Origin of the sequence: Pseudomonas sp. Marseille-Q5115 (assembly GCF_916618905.1) — a bacterium.
Taxonomy (GTDB): Bacteria; Pseudomonadota; Gammaproteobacteria; order Pseudomonadales; family Pseudomonadaceae; genus Aquipseudomonas; species Aquipseudomonas japonica_A.
On the sequence record NZ_CAKAKI010000001.1, the window covers coordinates 594,230 to 619,368 of the forward strand.

Genomic DNA, 25,139 nt, shown 5'->3' on the forward strand with positions numbered 1-25,139 from the left:
GTCGGAGCATCCTGGCGAAGGCGATGCCCGCCAGCATAGCGCAGGCGGGCAACACGAGTCAGGCGATAACTTAGAACAGCACCTTGGCCACGTCGGAGAATCGTTTCGCGAAGTGAACGGTAAGCCCTTCCTTGAGGTAATCCGGCAGTTCCTGGAAGTTGCCCCGGTTGGCTTCCGGAAGGATCAGCTCGGTTAGCTTCTGTCTGCGCGCCGCGATCACCTTCTCGCGCACGCCGCCAATGGGCAGCACGTGGCCCGTGAGCGTGAGCTCGCCAGTCATCGCCACGCCTTTTTTCGGCGGTTGGTTGCGCGCCAGGGACAGCAGCGCGCTGGCCATGGTAACGCCTGCGCTTGGGCCATCTTTTGGCGTGGCGCCTTCAGGTACATGCAAGTGCACGAATGCTTCGTTGAAGTAGGTAGGCTCGCCGCCGAATTGTTTCAGGTTCGCCGTGACGTAGCTGTAGGCGATTTCCGCAGACTCTTTCATCACCTCGCCCAACTGCCCGGTGAGCTTGAAGCCCCGGGTAAGGCTATGAATTCGGGTGGCTTCGATAGGCAGCGTGGCGCCGCCCATGCTGGTCCAGGCCAGGCCCGTGATCACGCCAACGCCTGAAAGCAGCTGCTCGCTGCGGAATACTGGCATGCCCAGGTAGGCTTCCAGCTCCTTGGGCCCTACCTTGATCACCGCGCCGGGCTCTTCAAGCAACCGTACAACCGCTTTGCGTACGACCTTGCCCAGCTGTTTCTCCAGTTGCCGCACACCGGCTTCGCGGGCATAGCCCTCGATTACCATGCGCAGCGCGCTGTCGCTGATGGTGAGATTTGCCTTGGCAACGCCGGCCTTTTCAAGCTGCTTGGGCCACAGGTGCTTGCGGGCGATGGCCAGTTTTTCTTCGGTGATGTAGCCCGACAGGCGTATGACTTCCATGCGGTCGAGCAGCGGGCCGGGGATCGAATCCAGCGTGTTGGCGGTGCACACGAACAGCACCTTGGAGAGGTCCAGTCGCAAATCCAGATAGTGGTCGAGGAAATCCACGTTCTGTTCCGGGTCCAGGGTTTCCAGCAGGGCAGACGCCGGGTCGCCCTGGTAGCTCTGGCCCATCTTGTCGATTTCATCGAGCATGATGACCGGGTTCATCACCTCCACTTCCTTGAGCGCCTGCACCAGCTTGCCGGGCTGGGCGCCAATGTACGTGCGGCGGTGGCCCTTGATCTCGGCTTCGTCGCGCATGCCGCCCACGCTGAAGCGGAAGAACGGCCGGCCGAGGGATTCGGCAATGGACTTGCCGATGCTGGTCTTGCCCACGCCCGGCGGGCCCACCAGCAGTACGATCGAGCCGCTGATTTCGCCTTTGTAGGCCCCTACCGCGAGGAATTCCAGAATGCGGTTCTTGATGTCGCCAAGGCCGGCGTGGTGGGCGTCGAGCACCTTGCGCGCGTGCTTGAGCTCCAGGCGGTCCTTGCCGTACACGCCCCACGGCAAGGCGGTGGCCCAGTCCAGGTAGTTACGGGTCACGGCGTATTCAGGCGAGCCGGTTTCCAGAATCGCCAGCTTGCCCATCTCTTCATCGATACGCTTGCGCGCAGCGGCGGGCAGGGTCTTGCCTTCGAGGCGCTGCTCGAACTGCTCCAGGTCCGCGCTGCGGTCGTCCTTGGTCAACCCCAGCTCCTGCTGGATGACCTTGAGCTGTTCCTTGAGGAAGAACTGCCGCTGATGCTCGCCAATCTGCCGGTTCACCTCCGCGGAAATTTCCTTCTGCAGCCGCGCCACTTCCACTTCCTTGCGCAGCATCGGTAACACCCGTTCCATGCGCCGCAGCATCGGCACACAGTCCAGCACCTGTTGCAGCTCGGCGCCGGTAGCGGACGTCAGCGCCGCGGCGAAGTCAGTCAGCGGAGACGGATCGTTCGGGCTGAAGCGGTTGAGGTAGTTCTTCAACTCTTCGCTGTACAGCGGGTTGAGCGGCAGCAGCTCTTTGATGGCGTTGATCAGCGCCATGCCGTAGGCCTTGATTTCGTCGGTAGGCTCGGCCGGCTGCAGCGGATATTCCACTTCCACCAGGTAGGGCGGGCGGTGATGCTTGAGCCAGGTGCGAATGCGCACACGCGAAAGGCCCTGGGCGACGAATTGCAGCTTGCCGTCTTCGCGGCTGGCGTGATGGATCTTCACCAACGTGCCGTAAAGCGGCAGAGCGGACGTGTCCAGGTGGCGCGGGTCTTCGGCTGGCGTTTCCATGTAGAACAACGCCAGCGAGTGGTGCGGCGTTTTCGCCACCAGGTCCAGGGTTTCGGCCCAGGGCTCTTCGTTCACGATCACCGGCAACACCTGCGCCGGGAAGAAAGGCCTGTTATGGATCGGGATCACGTAGACCTTGTCAGGCAGGTTCTGGCCCGGCAATACCAGCTCGGTGCTGGCGGTTGTGGAGTGCTCCACCTGCTCCGGCCCTGCGGAGGGTTCGTTAGAAGCGTTGGGGCGGTCCGTAACGGAATCCTGGTCGCTCATGAGGCACCTGCGGCAATGGCTATGGCGCTTAGATGGGGCGCACACCTGCGGGTTTCAATGGCGCATTGAAGGATTCGCGCTTACGGCCGATAACTCATGCACAAGGCCTGAGCGCACGCTGTGTGGTGGCCATTTAGTGGCAATTTTGCTGTATGTTGCCCATGTACCCATCAGGCAGCCCGTTCCAGAGCGATCGGCCCAGCCCTTTGTGATCCGAACGAGTGTGTACGATGCTTCCATTCCTCCGCGGTTTCGCCTTGCTCGTGCTGACCGGTGCGTTGGTACCCTCTGCGCTGGCTGCTGACCTTAGCCTGAGCGTCAGCGATGGCGAGGGGGCGCCGCTGGCAGACGCAGTGGTGAGCCTCGCCGGCCCGGCGGCCGGTGCCAGTACCGGCGTGCCTTTGCGGGCGAACATGGACCAGCGCGACAAAATGTTCTTCCCACACGTATTGGCCGTACGCACGGGAACGGCCGTGACCTTCCCTAACAGCGATGACATCCGCCATCAGGTGTATTCGTTTTCATCCAGCAAACGGTTCGAGCTGCGCCTGTATGAAGGTACGCCCACCGCGCCGGTAGTGTTCGACCAGCCAGGTGTGGTAGTGCTGGGCTGCAATATTCACGACTGGATGCTCGGTTACGTTTATGTCACACCCGACCCCTGGTTTGCCGTGACAGATGGGCAGGGCAAGGTGAAGTTCAGCCACCTTGCCGAAGGCACCTATAGCGTGACCCTTTGGCACCCGAAGGTTGCGGACCTGCAGCCGCAGGCCGCAGATACGCTCACGCTTGGCGCGGCCTCGGCGGCGAAGGCCTACACCCTGGCGGTAGCGCCCTCGGACGACGACACGCCTGTACCCCCCACCAGCCCGTTCGGCGATGCCTTCGGCAAGGCGCTGCGTGAAAACCAGAAGTAGCGTCCAATGGCGCATCAGCAGCGTGCTCGTGTTGCTGCTGCTGGTGGTGATTGCCGCGTTGACGCTCGCCGTCAAGCTGGCCACCCGCGATGCCGTGCGCACCCAGGCGACCCAACAGCTGGAGGTAGGCGGGCGGGTGTTCGAACGCCTGCTGGACATGCGAGGCCGCCGCCTGCGCGACGGCGTGCAATTGCTTGCCGCTGATTTTGGCCTGCGCGATGCCATCGCCAGTGCGGATTCGGCCACTATTCGCTCAGCGCTTCTTAACCATGGCGGACGCATCGGCGCCAGTGATGCCGTACTGCTGGGCATGGACGGAAAGGTCATGGCCAGCACACACGCCACCTTCGTGGAGGGCGCGCCGTTCCCCTACGACCAGGCCCTGCGAGACGCACGCAAGCGCAACCAGAACATGGTGATCGTGGCCTGGGGCGGCCTGCCGGTACTGCTGGTAGACGCCGTGGTATCGGCCCCCTTGCCGATCGCCCGCGTGGTGATGGGTTTCACCATGGATGATAGCTTTGCCCAGGAGCTTCACGCGCTGAGCAACCTGCAGGTGTCGTTTCTGGCGGTGAATGCCGGGCATGTAGGCGAGCTGATTACCACTCAACCCCCAGCGATGCGGGCCGGGCTGGTGCAGTGGCTGCTCAGCGAGCACCCACCGGTGCTAGTGAATGTAGGCCAACACGGCGGCCAGCGGTTCCTCGAGCAGCGGCTGGAACTGGCCGGCGGGGAAAGCTCGCCGGAGCGGGTGATCGCCCTGCTGCAAAGCCCGCTCGACGATGCCTTGAGAGCCTTCGCCCCGCTGGATCACGACATCATGATGATCGCGGTGGCGGCGCTGCTGGCGTCGTTGTTGGGTGCGCTGGTGCTGGCGCGTACCATTTCCCGCCCCGTGCGTACCTTGGCCGATGCCGCCGAGCGGATTGGCCAGGGGGATTATCAAGTGCGGGTGCAGCTTCGGCGCAGCGATGAATTTGGCACCCTGGCCAGCGCGATCAACATGATGCAGGCCGGTATCGCAGAGCGCGAACAGCGGCTCGCCCACAATGCCCTGCATGATCACCTCACCGGCCTGCCCAACCGCGCCTTGGCCATGGAGCGGCTCGGTAGCGCCATCGCGGCGGAACGCCCTGTAGCGGTGCTGAGCGTCGCCCTCGACAACTTCACCACGTTGGTGAGCAATGCCGGGAATCACTTCGCCGAGAGCCTGCTGCGCAGCGTGGGCCCTACCGTGGAGCCGATATTACGGCCTGGCGACACGCTGGCGCATTTGATCGGCGGCGAGTACCTGTTGGTCCTCGAAGGCGTTGACGCTCAGCGCGCAGTGGCAGTGGCCGACCGTTTGCAGCAGACGTTGCTCAAGCCGCGGCGGCTTGAAGGTCACGACTTTGCCCTCGAAGCGAGCATCGGCATCGCGGTGTTCCCCGGTGACGGGCAGCAGGTGGAGGTGCTGGTTTCCCGCGCTTGTATCGCCCGAAACGACGCGCTGGCGCTGCCAGGGCGCTTACAGCTGTACGAGCACGGTCGCGACCTGGTGCACCAGCGCGAGGTGAGCTTGATCCGCGACTTGCGCGGTGCTGCGGACAACGGCCAGTTGGCGCTGCATTACCAGCCCAAGCTGGACCTGCGCCTGGGCCAGGTGCGCCAGGCCGAAGCGTTGCTGCGCTGGCAGCACCCCGTATTCGGAATGGTTTCGCCCGGTGAGTTCATCCCCCTCGCCGAGCGTACCGGGAGCATCCAGAACCTCACGCGCTGGGTGATTGCCGAGAGCATCCGCCAGCTGGCCGAGTGGAACGATCGAGGTTTCGTGGTGGAGCTGTCGGTGAACGTGTCGGCGGAGGATCTATTGGGGACGGACCTCGCCGACCGCGTGCCCCGATTGCTCGCGACCCATGGCGTGCCAGCCCGTCAGCTCACGTTCGAGATCACCGAGAGTGCGGTCATGCGTGAGCCTGAAGCCGCGCTGGCTGTGCTGCACCGGCTGCGCGGCTGCGGTATCAGCCTGTCGGTGGACGACTTCGGTACCGGCTATTCCTCCCTGGCGCACCTCAAGCGCCTGCCGGTGCAAGAACTTAAGATCGACCAATCCTTTGTGCGCGACCTGGATGAAACCAGCGAAGACGCGGTGATCGTACGGTCGACCATCGAAATGAGCCATAACCTGGGCCTGCGTGTGGTGGCCGAGGGCGTTGAACATGAGCGCAGCCTGCGCCTGCTCGAGCGCTGGCACTGCGATACCGCCCAGGGATACCTGATCAGCCGGCCCCTCGCGGCCGGGCCGTTTGAAGCCTGGGTACGCCAGGCTGCTTATTCACCTGCTACCGAGGTTGTTGGTTGATGCGCCTTACACACATCCTGTGCTGGTTGATGCTGGCCGCAGCCGCGCCCGTGCTGGCGGACGAGAGTGCCCGCCAAGGCCGATTGCTCGCCACCGGCGGTGCCAGCAGTATCGATGGCGCCGCAGGGGGCGGTATCACGCCCTGGGCGGTGATCGCTGGCTACGGTGAAGCCGGCCAGGTGGGGGCGACCGTATTCGCCACGCGGGTGCAGTTACCTGACTATCGCCTGGATGTGGCTGGCGCCGCTGTCGGCTATGGCAACCGGATCGAATTGTCCGTCGCGCGCAATCGCTTCGACCTCGGCAGCCTGGTGCACAAGCTGGGCCTGCCTGAGAACACCCTCAGCCAGGACGTGCTGGGCGCCAAGGTGCGCCTGTTCGGCGACCTGATCTACGACCGCCTGCCGCAAGTGTCGCTGGGGCTCGAGTACAAGCATCAGAAAGACTTCCTCATCCCCAGCCTGGTGGGCGCGCGGCGCGACGAAGACGTGGAAGGCTACCTCGCCGCCAGTCGGTTGTTCCTGGGAGGTGCCTTTGGTTACAACCTGCTGGTAAACGCCGGGGTGCGTTACAGCCGCGCCAATGAACTTGGCCTGTTGGGCTTCGGTGGCGACCGCCGCGACAGCCGCAGCCTGTTGAAAGAAGGCTCGATAGCGGTGCTGTTGAACCCTCGCTGGGCAGTGGGGATGGAATACCGCGAGAAGCCGGACAACCTGTCATTCGCGGGGGAGAGCGACTGGGCCGACCTGTTCGTGGGCTGGTTCCCCAGCAAGCATGTGTCGGTGGTGCTGGCCTATGCCCGCCTCGGCGAGATTGCCACGCTGGATAACCAGAACGGCACCTACCTTTCTGTTCAAGGAGCGTTCTGATGCGCCTGGCCTGGCTCCCCCTTACGCTTGCGCTAGCCCTTTCTGCCTGTGCCCAACGCCCCGCCCAGGACAACAGCCTGTATCAGGCCCTGGGCGGCAAGCCCGGCATCACCCGCATTGTCGAAGGCATGTTGCTCAATGTGGCCCGCGACCCGCGCATTGTGCAGCACTTCCGCAACGTGGACCCCGAGCGGCTGCGCAACAAGCTGGTGGAGAAGTTTTGTGTGGAAGCTGGCGGGCCTTGTACCTACACCGGCGATACCATGGCCGAAGCCCACAAGGGCCAGCGTATCGACCCGGCGGAATTCAACGCCCTGGTAGAAAACCTGACCGATGCCATGGAAGCCCAGGGCGTACCGGTGAGGGTGCAAAACCGCCTGCTGGCCCGATTGGCGGCCGAGCGCGGCGAGGTGATCGGGAAGTAACCCTGGATCTTACAGCGCTTTCCAACAAAAAACGGCGCCCCTCGGGGCGCCGTTTTCTTTACATCACCAATGCATCACTTCGGCAGCGCGAACGCCATCACGTAGTCACCTTGCTTGGTGCCCAGCGAGCCGTGGCCACCGGCGACCACCAGCACATACTGGCGCCCATCCTTGCCGGTGTAGGTCATCGGCGTGGTTTGCGCGCCGGCAGGCAGGCGGGCTTCCCACAGTTGCTTGCCGTTGTTCATGTTGTAGGCACGCAGGTACTGGTCCAGGGTGCCGCTCAGGAAGCCAACGCCACCGGCGGTGACGAAGGTGCCGCCCAGGCTAGGCACGCCCATGCTCAGCGGCAGCGGTACCGGCGAGTTGTCGCGCACGGTGCCGTTCTTGTGCTTCCAGATGGTTTTGTGAGTGGTGAGGTCCACCGCTGCCACATAACCCCAGGCCGGTGCCTGGCACGGCAGGCCAGCCTTGGACAGGAAGGCTTCGAGGATCACGCCATACGGCGCGCCCTTGTTCGGCTGCACGCCTTCGGTTTCGCTTTTGCGAGCCGGGCCGCCTTCCACATCGCTGCTAGGCACCAGGCGCGATTTGAAGGCCATGTAGTCCGGGTTCACGAAGGCGATCTGGCGAACCGGGTCAACCGAGATACCACCCCAGTCGAACACCCCGAAGTTGCCTGGGTAAACGATCGAGCCCTGCAGCGACGGCGGGGTGTAGATCCCTTCGTAGCGCAGCGAACGGAAGTCCATGCGGCAGAGCATCTGGTCGAACGGCGTCACACCCCACATGTCCTTCTCGCGAAGGGTCGGCGGCATGAAGTTCAGCTCGGACATCGGCTGGGTCGGCGAGGTGTGGTCGCCTTCCACCGCGCCTTGCGGCACCGGCGTTTCGTTGACCGGCACGATCGGCTGGCCATTGCTGCGGTCCAGCACGTAGATGCTGCCCTGCTTGGTCGAGGCCATCACGGCAGGCTTCATGCCGTCTGCGGTCTTGATGTCGATCAGGCTGGGCTGGCCGCCCACGTCCATGTCCCACAGGTCGTGGTGGGTGAACTGGAAGGTCCAGCGCACCTGGCCGGTGGCGATGTCCAGCGCGGTCACGCCAGCGCTGTATTTCTCGCTTTCAGGGGTGCGGTTGCCGCCCCACTGGTCAGGCATCTGATTGCCCATGGGCAGGTAGAGCATGCCCAGTTTTTCGTCCACCGACATCAGCGACCACATGTTCGGCGAGTTGCGGGTGTAGTGCTCACCCGGGCCGATCGGCGTGGTTTTTTCGGGGTTGCCGCTGTCCCAGTTCCACACCAGGTGGCCGTCATGCACGTCGAACGCGCGTACCACACCCGAAGGCTCGTCGGTGGAGACGTTGTCGGTCACGTGGCCGCCAATCACCACCAGGTCCTTGGTGACTGCAGGTGGCGAGGTGGAATAATAGCCGCCCGGGGCGAAGGTACCGATGTTGGCGGTGAGGTCGATCGCACCCTTGTTGCCGAAGTCTTCACACATCTTGCCGGTGTCGGCGTTCAGCGCGATCAGGCGGGTATCGGCGGTAGGCACGAAGATCCGCTTGGGGCAGGAGGTGGCCACGGCAGGGCTGGCTTGCGCGTCGGCAGCTGCATACGCAGCGTCGTCGTGATAGGCCACGCCACGGCAGGTCATGTGAGCCCAACCCTTGAAGTTGTCAGCGCCCTGGGTGCTGATTTTCGGGTCGAAGCGCCAGATTTCCTTGCCGGTGTCCGGGTCCAGTGCAATCACCTGGCTGTGTGGCGTGCACACGTACAGCATGCCGTTCACCTTCAGCGGGGTGTTTTCCGCCGTGGTCTCGCCCGGGTCACCCGCGCCTGGGATGTCACCGGTACGGAAGGTCCAGGCCGGCTCCAGCTTCGACACGTTCTCGGTGTTGATCTGGTTCAGTGGCGAGTAGCGGTCACCGAAGGCAGTGCGGCCATACGAGGCCCAGTCACCGTCGGCCATGGCCGGTGCGGTGCTGGTGGTACCAGCGGTATCGCGGCCCAGTTCGCCCTTGATTTCACCAGGGTTGGTGAACTGGCTGGCCAGTGCGCACAGTCCGGCCAGCACCACGGCAACGCCCAGGCCATTGGTGCCCAGCGGGTAACGCACGCCACGGGTGAGCGGCAAACGGAACCACGGCAGCAGCATCACGATGCCCAGCGCGAACCACAAAGCCAGGCGTGGCACCAGTTGCCACCAGTCCAGGCCTACTTCCCAGAGTGCCCAGAGGGTGCTGCCGAACAGCACCACGGCATAGAGGGCCAGTGCCGCGCGCTTGTGGGCAATCAGCAATACGCCCGTGAGCAACACGCCGATACCGGCGATGAGGTAATACAAAGACCCGTGGGCCGCCACCAGCTTGATGCCGCCGACCAGCAAGGCCAGGCCCATCAGCAGGAAGAGCAGGCCGAGCAGGGTAGGCAGGATGCGCCGACCGCTCTTGGCACCGTCAGTGCTCATACTTGAAATCTCCAGTCGTTGAAAATATGTCGAGAAGTTTCCTACAGGTTTGTAGGTTGGTTTCCCTTCGGTTAGTTCGCAAAATATTGGCTTAGAACGACGCCTGTACCTTGAGCCCGCCGATCAGGGCGTCGTCTACTTGAGATACCCCACCCGGGTGACGAATGTATTGAACGTTCGGGCGCAAGGTCAGCCAGTTGGCCACATGAATGCCGTAGTTCAATTCCGCGCTGTACTCGGTGCGCTGCACCGGCAGGTAGGCCGAGTCGTCGTAGCTGGACACGTCATTGGCGGCATTCACCGCTTCGGCGTTGTGGCGATAGGCCGGGTTCACGTGGATACGCGCCAGGCCCAGGCCAATGTCGTCCGCCGGGCGGGCGTCAAGCAGGCCCTTGTAAACAACGCCGGCCTGCACATAGTTGTCGATGGCGTTGGTTTTCTTGTCATGCAGGGTAAGGTTGGCGAACACGCTCAGGCCACGAGAGCCGTCACTGGCCAGGCTGGTCAACTGCTGGCGAGCGCCCAACCACATCCCATGCTTGCTCGATGCGCTGCGGTATGAATTACCGCTCAGCGCGGCGGCATTGCCGTTGCTGTCCTTGTAAACATCGGTGGCATCGGCGCTGCTGTAGTAATAACCGATACGGTATTCCCCTGGCAGGCCTTGCACCTTGGGCGTCCACACCAGCTCCACAGGGATCAGCGCGCCTTCGGTGCCGCTGCCACTGAGCTTGAAGCCATTGTCGTTTTCAAGGTTGGACGGGTTCTGCTCGAAGGCACCCACCTGCGCGTACAGCTCGGGAGTGATGTGGTATTTCACCCGCATCGCCCACTGGCTAACCGGCCAGTTGTACCAGATGCTGCCGGCCCAGTTGCCCACCTGGGAGCCGCAGAACGCCAGGTTCTGGAAGTCGCAGGGGAAGCTGTTGAAGTCTTCGCCTTCGCCAAAGCGGCCCACTTTGATGTCCAGCTTGTCGTCCAGGAAGGTCTGCCGGTACCACAGCTGGGTCAATCGCCAGATCTGCCCGCGGCCCCATACTTCCTGAGCCGAGGTGAAGCCACCTACGCGAGGGTCGTTGATGCGGTCATTGCTGATGTTATCGCCATTGCGATCGGTTACCGTGACCTGGAAGTCCGCGCCGTGCCAGCCGAGGATCTTCTGCAGGTCCAGGTGAGCGCCGAGGCCGATCTGGTCGCTGTAGCGGGCAACGTGGTCGTGATCATAGCCGCCGTGCAGGTTGGCGCCGGCTTCGCCCACGTAGTCGAGCTTGAAGTCATAGCCGCGGCGAGCGAGGTCGCTGCGTTGGCCGTTCCAGTCACCGAACATATAGGGCGAATCGGCGTCGAACATGTCCGCCGAAAAGGCCGGGCCGGTCAAGGCACAGGCCGTGATGGCAGTGGCCGTGGCTACGCAAAGCAGGGTACCGCCGTCGCGGCGGGAAGTATTAGCAGGCATCGAAGGCAATCTTTCTAATGGTTTTATCGTGCAAGCTGAACGGGTTCAGCCTGAGGCGCCGGGAGGATATAGATATCTCCGCCTGCGGCAAAGCGCCGCTGCAAAGACACAGTCTTGCCCGCTTCGTAACAATACGGAGCGGCTGCTGATGCGAGGGGAGAAAGGGTTGAAGCTGATGGCCGCGGTTGCCTGGGCGGCCTTGGCGTTGCAGTTGTATCTGGCGCTGGAAGTACGCTGGAACCTGGGGGCCAGCCTGGTAGGCGGGCTGATCAACGTTTTCAGTTATTTCACTGTGCTAAGCAACACCTTCGCGGCCAGCGTGCTCAGCGCCGCAGCCTGGCCCCGCAGCACATGGGCCGCGCGGTGCCTGCGTCGGCCGCCGGTGGCCGGGTGCGCGGTGATCAGCATGTTGCTGGTAGGGATCGCCTACAACCTGCTGTTACGCCAGTACTGGAACCCGCAAGGCGCGCAGTGGCTGGCCAATGAGGTGCTGCACAACATCATGCCGCTGGCGATGTTGGGCTTCTGGTGGTGGCGCGTGCCAAAAGGGCATTTGCGCCCGGCCCATGTGCTGGCCTGGGCGCTGTACCCCTTGGGCTGGTATGGCTTCACGCTGTTACGAGGCGCGAGCATCGGGGTGTGGCCCTACCCCTTCCTGGATGTGACCGAGCTGGGTTTTGCCCGAGCCTTCGTCAACGCGCTGGGCCTGTTGGGAGGCTATTGCGGGGGCGGCCTGGCCCTGGTGGCGCTGGACCGCTACCTCGGCCTCAGGCAGGTACGTCCTCGTCGCGCCGCCAGTAACCCGCGGCCTTGATGGCGTCCTCGCTCAGCTGGAAATGGTCCAGCAAGATCCGCCGCAGCCGGCGGGAGAGGGCGGCTTCGGTACCAATCCACGCATAGAGCTCGCCCCCGGGAAGGGTAAGCTCCGCAACCACGGCTTCGAGGTTTTGCGTGTGCCGTGGTACCCAGATCACCTCGATGCCCGGGCGCTCTACCAGCGGCTGCCGCTCCTGTTCGTCTTCGATCTCGATAACAGCCAGAACCTGGCGATTGGCGGGCAGCTCTTCCAGCCGGCGGCCAATGGCGGGCAGCGCGGTTTCGTCGCCGATCAACAGGTAGCTGTCGAACACGTCCTCCACGATCAACGAGCTCCGCGGCCCACCGATGTAGAGCGTGTGCCCAGGTACGGCCGCCTCGGCCCAGGTGGACGCTGGCCCGTCGCCGTGGATCACGAAGTCGATGTCCAGCTCGCCTTTTTCCAGGTCGATACGGCGCGGGGTGTAATCGCGCATGGCCGGCTTCGGCCCTTCGTTGTCGCGCCCCAGCACCATGGTGTGCAGCGCGGCTTCTTCGTCGGCGTTGCGTGGGAACATCAGCTTGATGTGGTCGTCACTGCCCAGGCTCAAAAAGCCGGCAAGCTCCGGCCCGCCCACCGTGATACGGCGCATGCGGGGGGTGAGGTCTGTCACGCGCAACACCTCCAGCTTGCGGCGCTTGATCTCGTGCATCACGCGGCGAACAGCCGAATCGGGGCCTTTGGTCATGGGTCATTCCTGTTGAGTAGGGCCATCGGCGATGGCGCGGGCAGTGGAATTGAGCAGGTCGCACACGCGGGCGATTTCTGCCTCGCTCCAGCGGCCATGGTGAAGTTGCAAGGCGTGGCGCAGGTTGTTCACCGCCTCCTGGATCGCCGGTGGGCGGTCCTGGCCACGCAGCGCGCGTTTGCTTACATCCATGCGGGTACGGATGCCGTCCAGTGCCACGGCCTGTTCGGCCAGGTGCTTGCGCCCGGCGTCGGTCGCGCTGAACAGCTTTTTGCTGCCTTCGCTGGCACTGACAATCAGGTCACTTTCCTCAAGGAAGGTGAGGGTGGGGTAAATCACGCCAGGGCTAGGGCTGTAAGCGTCGTCGAACATTGTTTCGATCCGGCGGATCAGGTCGTAGCCGTGGCAGGGCTGTTCGGCAACCAGTGCCAGCAGCAGCAACTTCAGGTCGCCGGGGGCGAATACGCGGCCACCACGGCCACCGCGCTCACGGCCGCGGCCGCGCTCGAAGCCGTCATGGGGAGGAAGGTTATGTCTCATGTCTATGCTCTCGTTGGGTACGGGAGCAAGACTAAGATATATCTTAAGAAACGTCTACAGATGTATCTCACCGCCCGTCGCCGTGGAGGTCAGCGGGCGTGGCCGGGCTATACACGCCCCTTCGCCGCCGCGGCCTTGCAGATAGGTGTTGAGGAACGGCGCCATGCCCTTGAGTACCTGCACCGGTAAGGCTGAGGTGAAGGTGAAGTTGGCGGAGGCGCGCCCGGGTACGAACGCCGTGAGCGTGCCGAAGTGGTGCTCGCCCAGGTAGAACACGAAGGTGGCCGTGCGGTTGAGCGAGCGCGAGCCCAGCAAGCGGCCGCCGCTGCCGAAGCTCTCGATCCGGTTGTCGCCGGTGCCGGTCTTGCCACCCATGGCCAGCGGGCTGCCGTCGGGATGGGTGAAGCTGCCCGCCACGCGCCGGGCGGTACCGGCGTCCACCACCTGCGCCAGGGCTTCGCGCATGGCGCTGGCCACCTCGGTCGACAGCAGCCGTTCGCCGCCATCGGTGCGGGTAATCAGGGACGTTTCATAAGGAGTGCCCTGGGCGAACAGCAAATTGTCGATACGCACCGTGGGCATTCGCACGCCGTCGTTGAGGATCACCCCCATCAATTCGGCCAGCGAGGCGGGGCGGTCCCCCGAGCTGCCCAGCGCGGTCGCCAGTGACGGCACAAGGTGGTCGAACGGGTAACCCAGGCGCTGCCAGCGGCGGTGAATGTCCAGGAACGCTTCGATTTCGATCATGGTGCGGATGCGGCTGTCGCGCGCGCCCTTGTGTCGGCTCTTGAACAGCCACCCATACACTTCCTGCCGCTCGAAGCGGCTGGCCTCGACCACCTCGCTCCATTGGGCATCCGGGTGCTGCATGAGGTAGCCCAGCAGCCAGAGGTCCAGGGGGTGTACCCGGGCAATGTAACCCTGATCGGGCAGGTCGTAAGCGCCGGGGCCGTAGCTCTGGTACATCTTTTCCAGCCGCGTTTCGGTGAGCGGGGTCTTGTCCCAGTGTTTGCGCACGAAGCGGGTGAACTCTGGCAATTGGGCGTTGGGGTAAAGGTAACGGTGCACTGCTGCCAGGCGCACTGGGGTCACCCTCAAGCTATCGAGGAAGGTCTCAAAGCGGTCATTGGTGGCCTTGCCTTCATATTTACGCCAGAACCGGCGCAGGTACTCGGTGCCTTCGCGGTCGGCGAAGCGGGCCAGGTAGGTCTGCCGCTCGGGGTTGTTGTCGTCCTTGAGCAGTTCGGCGCTATTATTCGGGGCCTGATAGATGCTGTAGCGCACCAGGTCACGCATCAGTCTCACGAACGGCAGGTTGATGGACTCTTGCAGCGCTTCCTTGAGCGTGGGGCTGCGGCCGTCGTCCTCGCGGCGGAAGTTATGGAAGGTGTGCAGGCCGCCGCCGGTGAAGAACCGCTCCCCGGGGTTTGCCGAATACTTGCGTTCCAGCGCCGCATCCAGCATGGCCTTGAGGTTGGTATCGCGGTGTTCGAGCAGGTAATCCAGGGCCCAGCGGGTAAGGTGATCCTGCGGCTCTACCGCTACCTTGCGCAGCGCCGAAGGGCTTTGGCCAGCATAGCGATCGTGCAACTCATTGATGATCTCAAGGTAGCTGGTGAGCACCCGCAGTTTGGCGGTGGAGCCCAGCTCCAGCTTGCTGCCCTCGTTGATATCGAAGGGCTGGTCGGTGTTGTCGGTTTGCACCCGCACATGCGCGCCATCCGGTGTGTTCTCGAACAACGTGAAGCTGTACTTCACCTCCTTGGTGCTGGCAGGCGTGAGCAGGCGCTCGCCGATCACGCCGATACCCTGCGCGAATGCGGGGTCGGCCAAGTGCTTGAGGTACTCGGTGGCCTCGCTTTGCAGCTTGGCATTCAGGCTGGTAGTGGCAGACAGGTCGAGGCGGTCCAGGTCGTACAGCGGCACGTTCAGCAGACCGGCCAGGCGGCTGCGCGCCACGCTTACGCCCTTGTCATTTGCGTAGGGCTCCCAGGTAGGTTCCTTGGCCCAGTCGCGCCAATGCAGGCGGCTTGCCAGTGCGGCTTTGGCCAACTCGGGCGGGACCACGTTCTGGCCGGCGAGCAGGCGTACATGGGCGTCGGTGAGCTCATCCAGCTCATCGTGCCCCCGGCTCAAAAAGTGCGACGGGCGCCGCTGGGCAATCATCAGCGAAAGCACCTGGCGCAGTGCAAGGCCACGATCGGACAAGGCTTTGGCGCTGGTGTCCTGGCTGCTCAGTGCAGCGTTCACTTGCTTGAAATCCGCGCCGTACCATACCCGCAACCCCTCGGCCAGGCCGTGGACTTCGCCATGCCCTGGCACCGCCGACAGCGGCACACTGTTGAGGTAATCGCGCACGATGCGCTGGCGCGCGGGCAAGGTGTTCGGCCCTTCCTGATACGCCCGCACACTGGCAGCCAGCATTTGCCGCAGCTTTTCAGGGCCCGAGGCCGTCAGCCCGTCCGGGGAATGGCGGTATTTCTCCAATTGCGTGGCCAGTGTGCTGCCGCCCGCCGACTGGCCGGGCAGGCCCAACGTGCGGGCGACCTGGCTCCAGGCAGCCTTGGCGAACCGCGGCCAGTCGACTGCCGGGTTCTGCTGGGGCTGATTGGCATCGAGCAGGCGGCGGTTCTCGATGAACAGCAGGCTGCTCACAGCTAGGGAGGGAATTTCCTCGAAGGTGGCATACAGCTGCTGTGGGTAGCGAAAACGGTAGAACTCGCCAGCGGTGCAATCATTGATCAGCAACCCCGCCTGGGGCTTTTCGGCGTAGGGAATGAACAAGCCATGGCCGGCGTAGCGGCTGAGCGCCGGCGAGAACTGCATTTGCCGCTCCACGGCGTAGTTACGTTGCAGCAGGCGGGTCACGAACGCACCGATATCGCTGTAGCCCAGGCGCTTGTCGAACGGCCCCGCCGAGGGGTAGACGATGCTGTCGCTCGGCCCCTCGCCCGGTGCATAGGTGAGGTCGGCGGCCCAGCGGGACAGCAGATGGGCCTGCAAACGCGAGCTTTGCATTTCCGAGCGGGCCGCCAGGCCCACCGCCACGGCTGCGCCCAGCAGCAACAGCACTGCCACGCGGCGGGCGTAACGTTTTGGAGGGGCGGGCGGCTGAGCGGGGTCCGGGCTATCGACGGTCGCCTTGGTCTTGCCGGGATCGTTGTGCCACAGAGCGCCCATAGTGCTTAGCCTGGTGACGAGAATTCTGTCTCACTGCTTCCAGCTTAGACGCTAGAGCGCTTGCCGGAGCTTCCTGGCGCTGCGTTGTAAGCCCGGCGGGCCGCTTGCCGACGGCTGGTCAGGGAAATGCCGTGAGTGGTTTGCCGGCACTTGCCTGGGGCCCGCCGTTGCGCTCGTCTTCCTCGAATACCGCTTGCTCGCAGTGGCAATCCGAGCGCGGGCAGGGTTGCTTGTCCGGGTGCCGGTCCGCGCAAGCCTGGCTACAAAACCCAAGGCCGTTGCGCTGGAAAGAGGGCGTGGCGAATGCCTTGCATTTGGGGCAGGCACAGGTATCCGGCATGACATGGTCTCCCTGGTTTCCCTACAGGCCGGTGGTACAAGTTGGAAATCCGGGGAATGCGGGAGTTCCTGCTCCCTGCCGACGCGTTCAATGCCGCTGCAGCCACCCCAGAAAACCACCCTTGCGCACCGGTGCGGGGCGCTGCAGCAGCAACGACTGGCTGCTCTGGCGCCGTACTGCCTGCAGCTTCTGCAGGGCCTTGCCCACCTCTGCCCGGGCGGCTACGCATTCACGCGTGAGGGCCTTGTCGACGCTGTAGAGGGTGCAGGACGTAAGCGCAGTGAAACGGGCCTGCGAGGGCGTGTCGTCGAGCACACTCTGTTCGCCCATCACTTCGCCCGGGCCCATGCGGCCCGCTTCGATGAAGGTGTCGCCGTTCGCGATGGCCGCGCTCACCACGCCGGCGCCGATGATGAACAGGTTGGCCGGTACTTCGCCCATGTCCAGGATCACTTGCCCGGCGGGCACGTCGCGGGCCTGCAAGGCATCGGCGAGGCGGTCCTTCTCGCTGGAGGCGAGCGCTCGGAACACTTTCACTTCATCGAGCAAGGCGCGTTTGCGAGTGCTCGCCGGGCCGCTGTCGTGGCTGGTCACGCCAGCCGCTTCCAAGTGGCGGTGGGCCAGGTCGAACAGCTGGTTGCGTACTTCGCCTTTGCTGGCAAGGTTGGCCACGAAACCGCTGGCGGTGTATTCCGTGGAGTCCTCGCCGGCCTCTTTTACCAGCGCCCTGGGGGGTGGGTCGGGCAATAGCGCATGGCTGCCCCGCAACGCGCGCTCCAAGGCTTCCAGCACCCGGCCCGGCCGCACTTGATTGGGCACGCTGACGGTAATAGTGACCCCATGGCGGCCGACGGGGCGGCTGTAATTGACGATGCGCGCCTTGGCGGCCACCGAGTTCGGCACCACGGCGGTGGCGCCGGCAGTGGTCAGCAAATGCGTGGCGCGCCAGTCGATATCCGTTACCTTGCCTTCGGTACCGTCGATGGCCACCCAGTCATCCACCTGGTAAGGCTTGGTGGTGTTGAGCACGATCCCGGAAAACACGTCGCTGAGGGTGCTTTGCAGCGCCAGGCCGACGATGATCGCGACGGCGCCGGACGTAGCCAGAAGGCCTTTGACGGGCAGCTGCAGTACGTAGCCCGCTGCCGCCACCACCGCGATGAGAAACACCACCGCGCCCAGCACATCGCGCAGCAGGCGGCCGCTGTGGCCGATCCTCCGGGTAAGAATCAGCCCCAGCACCTCCCCCAGGGTACGGGCGCCATACAGCCACCAGATGATCGCAAGGCCTGTGGCGGCCAGGTTCCATAACGTGTTGTCGGGCCAGGGCGGCGGCTGCAGCGGGCTGATGCCGGCGGCCATGATCACGGCGCTGTAGCCCAGAAACAATGCCACCCGCACGCCTACCCGGCCAGCCTGGTGGGCGAAAGGCGCCCATTGCCACAGCAACAGGTCGGCAATCAGCAGGGCAAAGCCCCACAGCAAAGGCTGGCTGGGCAGGTCGGGCATGATCGGGCATTCCACGAAAGGGCAGCGGCAGGAGCTTACGGCGTTTGCGGCGGGCGCGGCTACAGGCTTTGTGCGCTTTAATGCGGCCGCGCCCAGCGGGCGAGGGCAAACTCCACGAAGCTGCGGATTTTAGGCAGCCGGTACCGGTCGCTTGCGTACATCAGGTTCATCGGCCGCGAGGGCAGGCGCCACCCCTGCAGCAAGGGGACCAGCCGCCCTTCAGCCAGGTCCTGGGCCACCAGGGCATCGGGCATCATCACAATGCCCATGCCCGCCAAGGCCGCCTGGTGCATCGCCGAGGAGCTGTTCATGGTCAGCGGGCCACTGACCGGCACCACCACTTCCCCCTCTGGCCCTTCAAGGCGCCATTCCTTTTCCACGGAGCGCCAGTCGTCGCCTGCGGGGTAGGCAAACGCGAGGCACTCGTGGCTTTGCAAGTCCAGCGGCTGCAAGGGCACGCCGTGCGCGTCCAGGTAATCGGGCGCCGCGCACATGGTGAGGGTGTAATCTTCCAGCGGCCGGGCAATCACGCCATTGGCCGGGTCCGGGTTGCCCAGGCGGAATGCGAGGTCAAAGCCGTTTTCCAGCAGGTCCAGGCGCTGATTGCTAAGCACCACGTCCAGCCGCACCTTGGGGTAGCGGCGGTGGTATTCGGCTAATGCCGGGGAAAGCCGCTCCACGCCGAAGGTCAGCGGGGCGGTGATCCGCAGCCGGCCGGCGGGCTCGGCCTGGGCTTGCTCGGCCAGGCGTTCGGCGGCATCCACCAGGCCTAGCACCTCCACGCAGCGCTGGTAGTACTGGGTACCAAATTCAGTAAGCCGCTGCCGCCGTGTGGTCCGCTGTAACAGGCTCACCCCAAGCCGTTGCTCAAGGGCGCGCAGATGGTTGCCCACCATCGTGGTCGATAAGCCGCAGGCCTGGGCGGCGGCGGTCAGGCTGCCGTCTTCCACCACCCGCACATGCACCGCCATGGCCTGCAGTACGTCCATTATCAACCCCAGCTTTTTAATGATTGAAGCGTGCCGTAGTTTATCCAGCTGAGGTGGCTAACGATACTGGGGCCTTCACGGAAAGGAGCCCGAACCATGACCGCCACAGCCCTGATGAACACCTATAAACCCTTGCCGCTGAGCTTTGTGCGTGGCGAGGGGAGCACGCTCTGGGATGCTTCCGGCAAGCGATACCTTGATGCAATGGGCGGCGTGGCGGTGACCAGCGTAGGCCACTGCCACCCCCGGGTGGTGGCGGCGATACGCGACCAGGCCGGGTTGCTACTGCATACCTCCAACCATTACGCCATCGACTGGCAGCACCGGCTGGCCGCGAAACTCACTGCGTTGAGCGGGCTGGATGCGGCGTTCTTCAACAACTCTGGCGCTGAAGCCAACGAAACCGCGCTTAAGCTTGCCCGGTTGGCAGGGTGGTACAAAGGCGTGCACCGGCCGCTCATCGTAGTCATGGAAGGCGCATTCCACGGTCGCACGCTGGCCACGCTTGCCGCCAGTGACGGGGCGGGTGTACGGCTGGGCTTCGGCGCTTATGACGATGACTTCCTGCGGGTGCCGTTTGGTGACGTGGCCGCGCTGGAGGCCATCGCTCGCCGACACGGTGCCGATGTGGTTGCGGTGCTGCTCGAACCGGTGCAGGGGGAGGGCGGCGTAAGGCCGGCACCCGAAGGCTACCTTCGGGCGGTGCGCGCGCTATGTGACCGTCAGGGCTGGCTGATGATGCTCGACGAGGTGCAAACCGGCGTGGGCCGCACGGGCCACTGGTTCGCCTATGCCGAAGAGGGCGTGCTGCCCGATGTGGTCACGCTGGCCAAAGGGCTGGCCAATGGTGTTCCCATTGGTGCCTGCCTGGCGCGGGCGCGTACGGCACGTTTGCTCACCCCGGGCAGCCACGGCAGTACCTTCGGTGGAAACCCGCTGGCATGCCGGGTGGCCTGTGAGGTGCTGGAGATCATCGAAGAGCAACAGCTGCTGGGCAATGCCCGGCGGCAGGGCGCGTGGCTGCTGAAGGCTCTGCGGGAGAGGCTTGCCGGGCACCCCGGCGTGCGTGAGGTGCGTGGCAAAGGCCTGATGATCGGTATCGAGCTGACCGAGGCCACGGGCAAACTCGCCAGCCAGGCGGCTGAAGGCGGGCTGCTGCTGAATGTGACCCGTGGCAACGTAGTGCGGCTGTTGCCTGCTCTTACACTGAAGGAGGACGAAGCGCTGCAGATCGTAGAACACCTGGTCGCCCTGCTCAGCCCTCTCAGCCTGTCGAAGGTGCTGGCAGAGGCGGTTTAATCCTCGAGGTCGGCGGCGGGCTTGGCGGCGGCAGCCTTGCCCGGCTTGCCCTTGGCCTTACTGGCATCCGTGGCAGGTTCGGCGGGCGCCGCAGCGGCGGCGGCTTCCTTCTCGGCCATCGGCATCTGGTCGATGGTGGAGAAAATCTTGTCCAGCGGGAGCGGGTCGGTACTCTCCAGTTTTTTCTCGCCGTCCTTGCCCACCAGTACCACCTTGGCCTTGGTGCCCGCGCCCAGGTTCAGCTCACGGATCAACGCCATGGTGGCCTGGGTTTCCAGCGGCTTGCCGTTTCGCTCACCGGCCAGCCCAACCACCTTGTACACCACCACATCGCGCTGTTTCAGGCCGGGGTCTTGAACGGCGGTGCTTTCATTGACCAGCGCCTGATCGCTCCCGCTTTTGGAATAAATGAGCAAGGGCCTGGCTTTGCCGCGGTCCTGGGCCAGCGGCGAGTCGCCGTCGGCCGCGTATAGCGGGCTGGCGGCGAACAGGGCGGTGAGCGCGAGGGTGCGGATGAGCATGCGGGTCTCCTTCGTCAGTATCCCTTAAGCATCGCTCAAGCTGGCGAAACGGCCAGCCGGGCGACCAAATTATGCGAGCGCGGCCTAGCGCATCATTTCTTTCACCGCGCGCTCCTGCTCCATCATTTCCTTCTGCCGGGCGTCGATGCGCGACGCCAGCGGGAAGTTGTCACCAGCCCTGCGCTTGGCGAAGTCCAGCTGCTGGATGGCCTGCTGGAAGTCGCCGATCAGTGCGAAGTACTCGGCGCGGGCCTGATGCAGGCCAATGATGTTGCCGTTCTGGCCGCGGGTTTCCGCAACCATGTACCACACGTCCGGGTCTTCCGGCCGTGCCTTGAGCAGTGCATCCAGACCCTTTTCGGCGTCGGCGGTTCGGCCTTGCTTGAGCAGCAGGTCAATGCGGGCCTGATTCAGCGGGTAACTGGCCGGGAACAGCGTGAGCATCCGGTCCACCCGTTGCTGGGCATCCGCCAGGCGATTGTTGGTGATGTCCAGGTCGACTTCGGCCAGGTTGTAGGTGAGGTCGTTGGGCGCGCCGGCAAGCAGCGGCTTGAGGTTTTCCCGGGCTTCGTTGAGCTGGCCGGACTTCACCTGTCCAATGGCCAGGCCGTAGCGGGCTACGTCGTTCTTCGGGTTCTCATCCAACTGGGCACGGAATCGCTTGGCGGCCAGGCCTGGGGTTTCCTCGTACATCAGTTGCACCCGCGCGCGCATCAATTGGTACAACTGGCTGTCTTCCTTGCCGCCCTTGGGCGCCTGCTCGGCGCGGTTGCGGGTGTCGGCGATACGGGATTCGGTCACCGGGTGGGTCAGCAGGAATTCCGGCGGCTTGCCGTCGAACTGGTACTGCCGCGCCAGGCGCTCGAACATGTTGGGCATGTTGCGGGGGTCGTAGCCGGCTTTTTGCAGGTTGAGAATACCAATGCGGTCGGCTTCTGCTTCGTTTTGCCGCGAGAAGCCGCGCTGGCTCTGGATCGCCGCCGCCTGGCTGCCGAATATCGTCGCCATGCCCGCATCGCCGGCCCCCGCTGCGGCCATCACCACGCCTGCCAGCAGCGCAGCCATCATCGGCAACTGCATCCGCTGTTGCTCTTCCAGGCCACGCGCGAAGTGCCGTTGAGACAAGTGAGCAAGTTCGTGGGCCAGCACCCCGGCATATTCGCCTTCGGTTTCGGCGCCCAGGAACAACCCGCCGTTCACCCCCACAATGCCGCCGGGTGCTGCGAAAGCGTTGAGCTCCTTGCTGTCGATGATGATGAATTCCAGCCGCCGGTCCTGTACCTGGCTGGTTTCGGCCAGGCGGTAAACGCTGGTTTCAACGAAGTCCTTGAGCTGGGCATCCGGCAGTTGCTTGACCTGCGAGCGCAGCATGCTCAGCCAGGCGCGGCCAAGGTCGTGCTCCTGTTCAGGGGACACGATCGCCGAGCTGGCGTCGCCAAGGGAAGGAAGGTCGTCGCCCAGGGCGGGAACGGCGAGAAGGCAGGCCAGGGCCAACAGCGTAGGGCGCAGAAGGGTCATGCACGAAACTCTGGGCGGCAAAAGGGTACTGTATCCATGGCAAGGGGTGAGCTACAAGCGCGCGAGGCCAGGCAAGCGGCTTAAAGCGTGGCATGAAAGCGCTCCGGCAGTTCCTGTACCCTTGCCCTGCGGCACTTTGGCTGAATGACCAGTGCACTACACCGATTTTGTGAGGGTTTCGATGGTTGATGAAATAAAGTGTGACGCCGAGGTAGACGCCAGCGGTCTGAATTGTCCGCTTCCCTTGCTCAAGGCCAAGCTGGCCCTCAATGGCCTGCCCACAGGTGGGGTGCTCAAGGTGGTGGCCACCGACGCCGGCTCGCAGCGGGATTTTCGGACCTTCGCGAAGCTGTCCGGCAACGCCCTGTTGAGCGAATCGGCACAGGCGGGGACCTACACTTACTGGCTACAGAAGATCTGACCTTCGGCCCAAGGATTCTGCATGTACAAGCTGTTCAGGGACTGGACCCAGCGCTACTTTTCGGATGAAGAAGCGGTTGTACTGGTATTGCTGCTGGTGCTTGCGTTCACCGTGGTGCTCACGGTGGGCGGCATGCTCGCGCCGGTGCTGGCGGCGATGGTGCTGTCGTTCCTGATGCATGGCCTGGTTGCGCAGCTCGAACGCTGGCGCATGCCACCGGCCATGGCGGTAGGGCTGGTGTTCACCCTGTTCATGGGCCTGCTGACGGTGATCGTGCTGGTGCTGGTGCCGTTGCTCTGGCATCAGATCATCACCCTGTTCAACGAGCTCCCCGGCATGCTCGGCAAGTGGCAATCACTCTTGTTGCTGCTGCCCGAGCGCTACCCGCAGGTGGTCACGGATGAACAAGTGCTGGCGGCGATCGAGGCCGCACGCGGCCAGATCGGCAAATTCGGCCAGTGGGCGCTTACCTTGTCGCTGTCCAGCGTACCGTTCCTGGTCAACCTGATGATCTACTGCGTGCTGGTGCCGATCCTGGTGTTCTTCTTTCTCAAGGACCGTGAGCTGATCGGCCGCTGGATCAACGGCTACCTGCCGCGAGAACGCGCATTGCTCACCCGCGTGACCCAGGAAATGAACCGGCAGATCGCCAACTACATTCGCGGCAAGGTCATCGAGATCGTGATCTGTGGCGTAGCGACCTACATCGGCTTCGTCGCCCTGGGCCTGAACTACGCCGCGCTGCTCGCGCTACTGGTGGGTATTTCCGTGGTGGTGCCGTACGTAGGTGCGGTGGTGGTGACCGTCCCGGTGGCGATGATCGCGCTGTTCCAGTGGGGCTGGGGCGATCAGTTCATCTACCTGATGGTGGTGTACGGCATCATCCAGGCCCTGGACGGCAACGTGCTGGTGCCATTGTTGTTCGCCGAAGCGGTGAACCTGCACCCGGTGGCGATCATTTGCGCGGTGCTGCTGTTCGGTGGGCTGTGGGGCTTCTGGGGGATCTTCTTCGCTATCCCCCTGGCTACCTTGGTGAAAGCCGTGCTCGAGGCATGGCCGCGCAATCAGGGCGGTGTGGCGCCGTTGTTGTAGCGTAGCCCTGGAATGTTCGCCGGCTCACGCCGGCTCCTACATTTGCTTCGCGGCCTCGAGTACTTCGGCCACATGGCCGGGCACTTTCACGCCACGCCATTCGCGGCGCAGCACGCCCTGTTCATCGATCAGGAAGGTGCTGCGGTCTACGCCCAGGTATTCCTTCCCGTACAGCTTTTTCAGCTTGATCACATCGAACAGCTGGCACAGGGTTTCGTCCTTGTCGCTGATCAGCTCGAAGGTAAAGCCCTGCTTGGCCTTGAAGTTCTCGTGGGACTTGAGCCCATCGCGGGAAACGCCGAACACCGTGGTGCCCGCGGCTTCGAATTCCTGGTGAAGGTCACGGAAACCCTGGCCCTGGGTGGTGCAGCCAGGGGTGCTGTCCTTGGGGTAGAAGTACAGCACCACCTTGCGCCCACGCAGCTCGGACAGGGAAACGGTGTGACCGGAAGTGGCCTGTGCGGTGAAATCCGGCACCGGCTGGTCGAGGGCTACGGCCATGAAACGATCCTTACACAGGGTTCTGAGGGCGCCATGGTTCGATCAGCGCGTCCAGGTTCAGCGCATCGGCGAAGTCCAGGAACTGATCGCGCAGCCAGCTGATCTGCACGCCGGCGGGGAGGGTGACGGTGAACGTGGCGTTGAGCATCATGCCGCCGGTTTGCGGCGCCTGGTACGTGTCGCAGGTAAGGTTTTCCAGCTCCACGTTGTTATCGATGAAGAACTGGCACAGCTCATTGATGATGTCCGAACGGTACACCGAGCTCACATAGGCCACGTAGGGCAGCGCCTGTGGGCGGCTTTCGAGCGTGGAACTGCGCACAACATCCACGTGCAGGTCGTGGCGCTTGGCCAGGCCGGGCAGCAGGCCTTCGAAACGGGCCAGTGCATCCCAGTTGCCAGCCACCTGCAATACCAGCGCGCTGTACTCGCCATGGCGGGTAAGGCGGGAAGTCACCACCGAGCAGCGGCTGTCGTGGCTGGCACGGCAAAGCACATTGGTCAGCTCCATGGGGTTGCGGCCCATGGCGCTGAGGACGAGAAATTGTTCGCGAACGGGTGGGGTGGACATGCAGCCTTCCTAAAGCGATGAGCGGTCGAGACAGGCGGGGAGCCGAACGCAAGGCCGGCGCCGCGGACGAGCCGGCAATGGCCGCCCGGCGGGGCGATCATGGCAAGGGCGCCCGCCCATGTCGATCAAAGG

At 63.9% G+C, this 25,139-nt stretch carries 21 protein-coding genes; 8 read left to right on the plus strand and 13 right to left on the minus strand.

Features of this window, described 5'->3' with window-relative positions:
• Positions 1-70: 70 nt before the first annotated feature.
• On the minus strand, positions 71-2,503 hold the full coding sequence (gene lon / locus LG385_RS02790) for an endopeptidase La (protein ID WP_225772216.1): 2,433 nt from the start codon (positions 2,501-2,503) through the stop codon (positions 71-73).
• Between the two features lie 230 nt (positions 2,504-2,733).
• Here lon and LG385_RS02795 point away from each other — a divergent pair, with 230 nt between their 5' ends.
• The 4 genes from LG385_RS02795 to LG385_RS02810 are packed head-to-tail and all read left to right on the plus strand — an operon-like array spanning position 2,734 to position 7,055.
• Positions 2,734-3,420: a methylamine utilization protein gene (locus LG385_RS02795; protein WP_225772218.1), complete on the plus strand. Its 687-nt coding sequence runs from the start codon at positions 2,734-2,736 to the stop codon at positions 3,418-3,420.
• Positions 3,404-5,761 (plus strand): putative bifunctional diguanylate cyclase/phosphodiesterase, encoded by a 2,358-nt coding sequence (locus LG385_RS02800; protein ID WP_225772220.1) that lies wholly within the window; start codon positions 3,404-3,406, stop codon positions 5,759-5,761. The genes LG385_RS02795 and LG385_RS02800 overlap by 17 nt, the downstream gene beginning before the upstream one ends.
• A gap of 29 nt (positions 5,762-5,790) precedes the next feature.
• Positions 5,791-6,630: a DUF3034 family protein gene (locus LG385_RS02805; protein ID WP_225776160.1), complete on the plus strand. Its 840-nt coding sequence runs from the start codon at positions 5,791-5,793 to the stop codon at positions 6,628-6,630.
• Positions 6,630-7,055 (plus strand): group I truncated hemoglobin, encoded by a 426-nt coding sequence (locus tag LG385_RS02810; protein ID WP_225772222.1) that lies wholly within the window; start codon positions 6,630-6,632, stop codon positions 7,053-7,055. Before LG385_RS02805 ends, LG385_RS02810 begins: the two co-directional genes overlap by 1 nt.
• 74 nt (positions 7,056-7,129) lie before the next feature.
• Here LG385_RS02810 and LG385_RS02815 read toward each other — a convergent pair whose 3' ends face one another.
• Positions 7,130-9,526, minus strand: a complete 2,397-nt coding sequence (locus LG385_RS02815; protein WP_225772224.1) for a glucose/quinate/shikimate family membrane-bound PQQ-dependent dehydrogenase — start codon at positions 9,524-9,526, stop codon at positions 7,130-7,132.
• 91 nt (positions 9,527-9,617) lie between these two features.
• Positions 9,618-10,982: a carbohydrate porin gene (locus LG385_RS02820; RefSeq protein ID WP_318781381.1), complete on the minus strand. Its 1,365-nt coding sequence runs from the start codon at positions 10,980-10,982 to the stop codon at positions 9,618-9,620.
• Between the two features lie 148 nt (positions 10,983-11,130).
• On the opposite strand from LG385_RS02820, the gene LG385_RS02825 reads away from it, so the two are divergent.
• Positions 11,131-11,796 carry a Pr6Pr family membrane protein gene (locus LG385_RS02825; protein WP_225772226.1) on the plus strand — a complete coding sequence of 222 codons (666 nt, stop codon included), beginning with the start codon at positions 11,131-11,133 and terminating at the stop codon, positions 11,794-11,796.
• On the opposite strand, the gene LG385_RS02830 is transcribed toward LG385_RS02825, so the two are convergent.
• The 6 genes from LG385_RS02830 to LG385_RS02855 all read right to left on the minus strand — a co-directional run bounded on the left by LG385_RS02830 (position 11,750) and on the right by LG385_RS02855 (position 19,084).
• Positions 11,750-12,526, minus strand: a complete 777-nt coding sequence (locus tag LG385_RS02830) for a siderophore-interacting protein (protein ID WP_225772228.1) — start codon at positions 12,524-12,526, stop codon at positions 11,750-11,752. The genes LG385_RS02825 and LG385_RS02830 overlap by 47 nt on opposite strands.
• Positions 12,527-12,529: 3 nt before the next feature.
• Positions 12,530-13,066 carry a PadR family transcriptional regulator gene (locus LG385_RS02835; RefSeq protein WP_225772230.1) on the minus strand — a complete coding sequence of 179 codons (537 nt, stop codon included), beginning with the start codon at positions 13,064-13,066 and terminating at the stop codon, positions 12,530-12,532.
• A gap of 54 nt (positions 13,067-13,120) precedes the next feature.
• Entirely contained in the window at positions 13,121-16,246 is a 3,126-nt protein-coding gene (locus LG385_RS02840; RefSeq protein WP_225772232.1) for a transglycosylase domain-containing protein, read from the minus strand.
• Between the two features lie 118 nt (positions 16,247-16,364).
• A complete protein-coding gene (locus tag LG385_RS02845) occupies positions 16,365-16,586 on the minus strand; it encodes a metallothionein (RefSeq protein WP_225772235.1) in 222 nt (73 codons plus the stop codon).
• A gap of 87 nt (positions 16,587-16,673) precedes the next feature.
• Positions 16,674-18,095 carry a mechanosensitive ion channel domain-containing protein gene (locus LG385_RS02850; protein WP_225772237.1) on the minus strand — a complete coding sequence of 474 codons (1,422 nt, stop codon included), beginning with the start codon at positions 18,093-18,095 and terminating at the stop codon, positions 16,674-16,676.
• Positions 18,096-18,172: 77 nt separating this feature from the next.
• Positions 18,173-19,084 carry a LysR family transcriptional regulator gene (locus LG385_RS02855; protein ID WP_225772239.1) on the minus strand — a complete coding sequence of 304 codons (912 nt, stop codon included), beginning with the start codon at positions 19,082-19,084 and terminating at the stop codon, positions 18,173-18,175.
• A gap of 96 nt (positions 19,085-19,180) precedes the next feature.
• Between LG385_RS02855 and LG385_RS02860 the strand changes: the two genes are divergently transcribed.
• Positions 19,181-20,383 carry an aspartate aminotransferase family protein gene (locus tag LG385_RS02860; RefSeq protein ID WP_225772242.1) on the plus strand — a complete coding sequence of 401 codons (1,203 nt, stop codon included), beginning with the start codon at positions 19,181-19,183 and terminating at the stop codon, positions 20,381-20,383.
• Here the strand turns inward: LG385_RS02860 and LG385_RS02865 are convergent.
• Positions 20,380-20,904: a DUF4174 domain-containing protein gene (locus LG385_RS02865; RefSeq protein WP_225772244.1), complete on the minus strand. Its 525-nt coding sequence runs from the start codon at positions 20,902-20,904 to the stop codon at positions 20,380-20,382. The two genes, LG385_RS02860 and LG385_RS02865, sit on opposite strands and share 4 nt — an antisense overlap.
• Before the next feature lie 84 nt (positions 20,905-20,988).
• Entirely contained in the window at positions 20,989-22,422 is a 1,434-nt protein-coding gene (locus LG385_RS02870) for a M48 family metalloprotease (protein ID WP_225772245.1), read from the minus strand.
• Positions 22,423-22,603: 181 nt separating this feature from the next.
• Between LG385_RS02870 and LG385_RS02875 the strand changes: the two genes are divergently transcribed.
• On the plus strand, positions 22,604-22,843 hold the full coding sequence (locus LG385_RS02875) for a sulfurtransferase TusA family protein (RefSeq protein WP_181111458.1): 240 nt from the start codon (positions 22,604-22,606) through the stop codon (positions 22,841-22,843).
• Positions 22,844-22,864: 21 nt separating this feature from the next.
• Positions 22,865-23,935, plus strand: coding sequence for an AI-2E family transporter (locus tag LG385_RS02880; protein WP_225772247.1), 1,071 nt, complete (start codon positions 22,865-22,867; stop codon positions 23,933-23,935).
• Positions 23,936-23,971: 36 nt separating this feature from the next.
• On the opposite strand, the gene LG385_RS02885 is transcribed toward LG385_RS02880, so the two are convergent.
• Together LG385_RS02885 and LG385_RS02890 are read right to left on the minus strand one after the other, a co-directional pair.
• On the minus strand, positions 23,972-24,436 hold the full coding sequence (locus tag LG385_RS02885) for a peroxiredoxin (protein ID WP_225772249.1): 465 nt from the start codon (positions 24,434-24,436) through the stop codon (positions 23,972-23,974).
• A 10-nt stretch (positions 24,437-24,446) separates the two neighbouring features.
• Positions 24,447-25,007: a glycine cleavage system protein R gene (locus tag LG385_RS02890; protein ID WP_168085969.1), complete on the minus strand. Its 561-nt coding sequence runs from the start codon at positions 25,005-25,007 to the stop codon at positions 24,447-24,449.
• Positions 25,008-25,139: the final 132 nt, after the last annotated feature.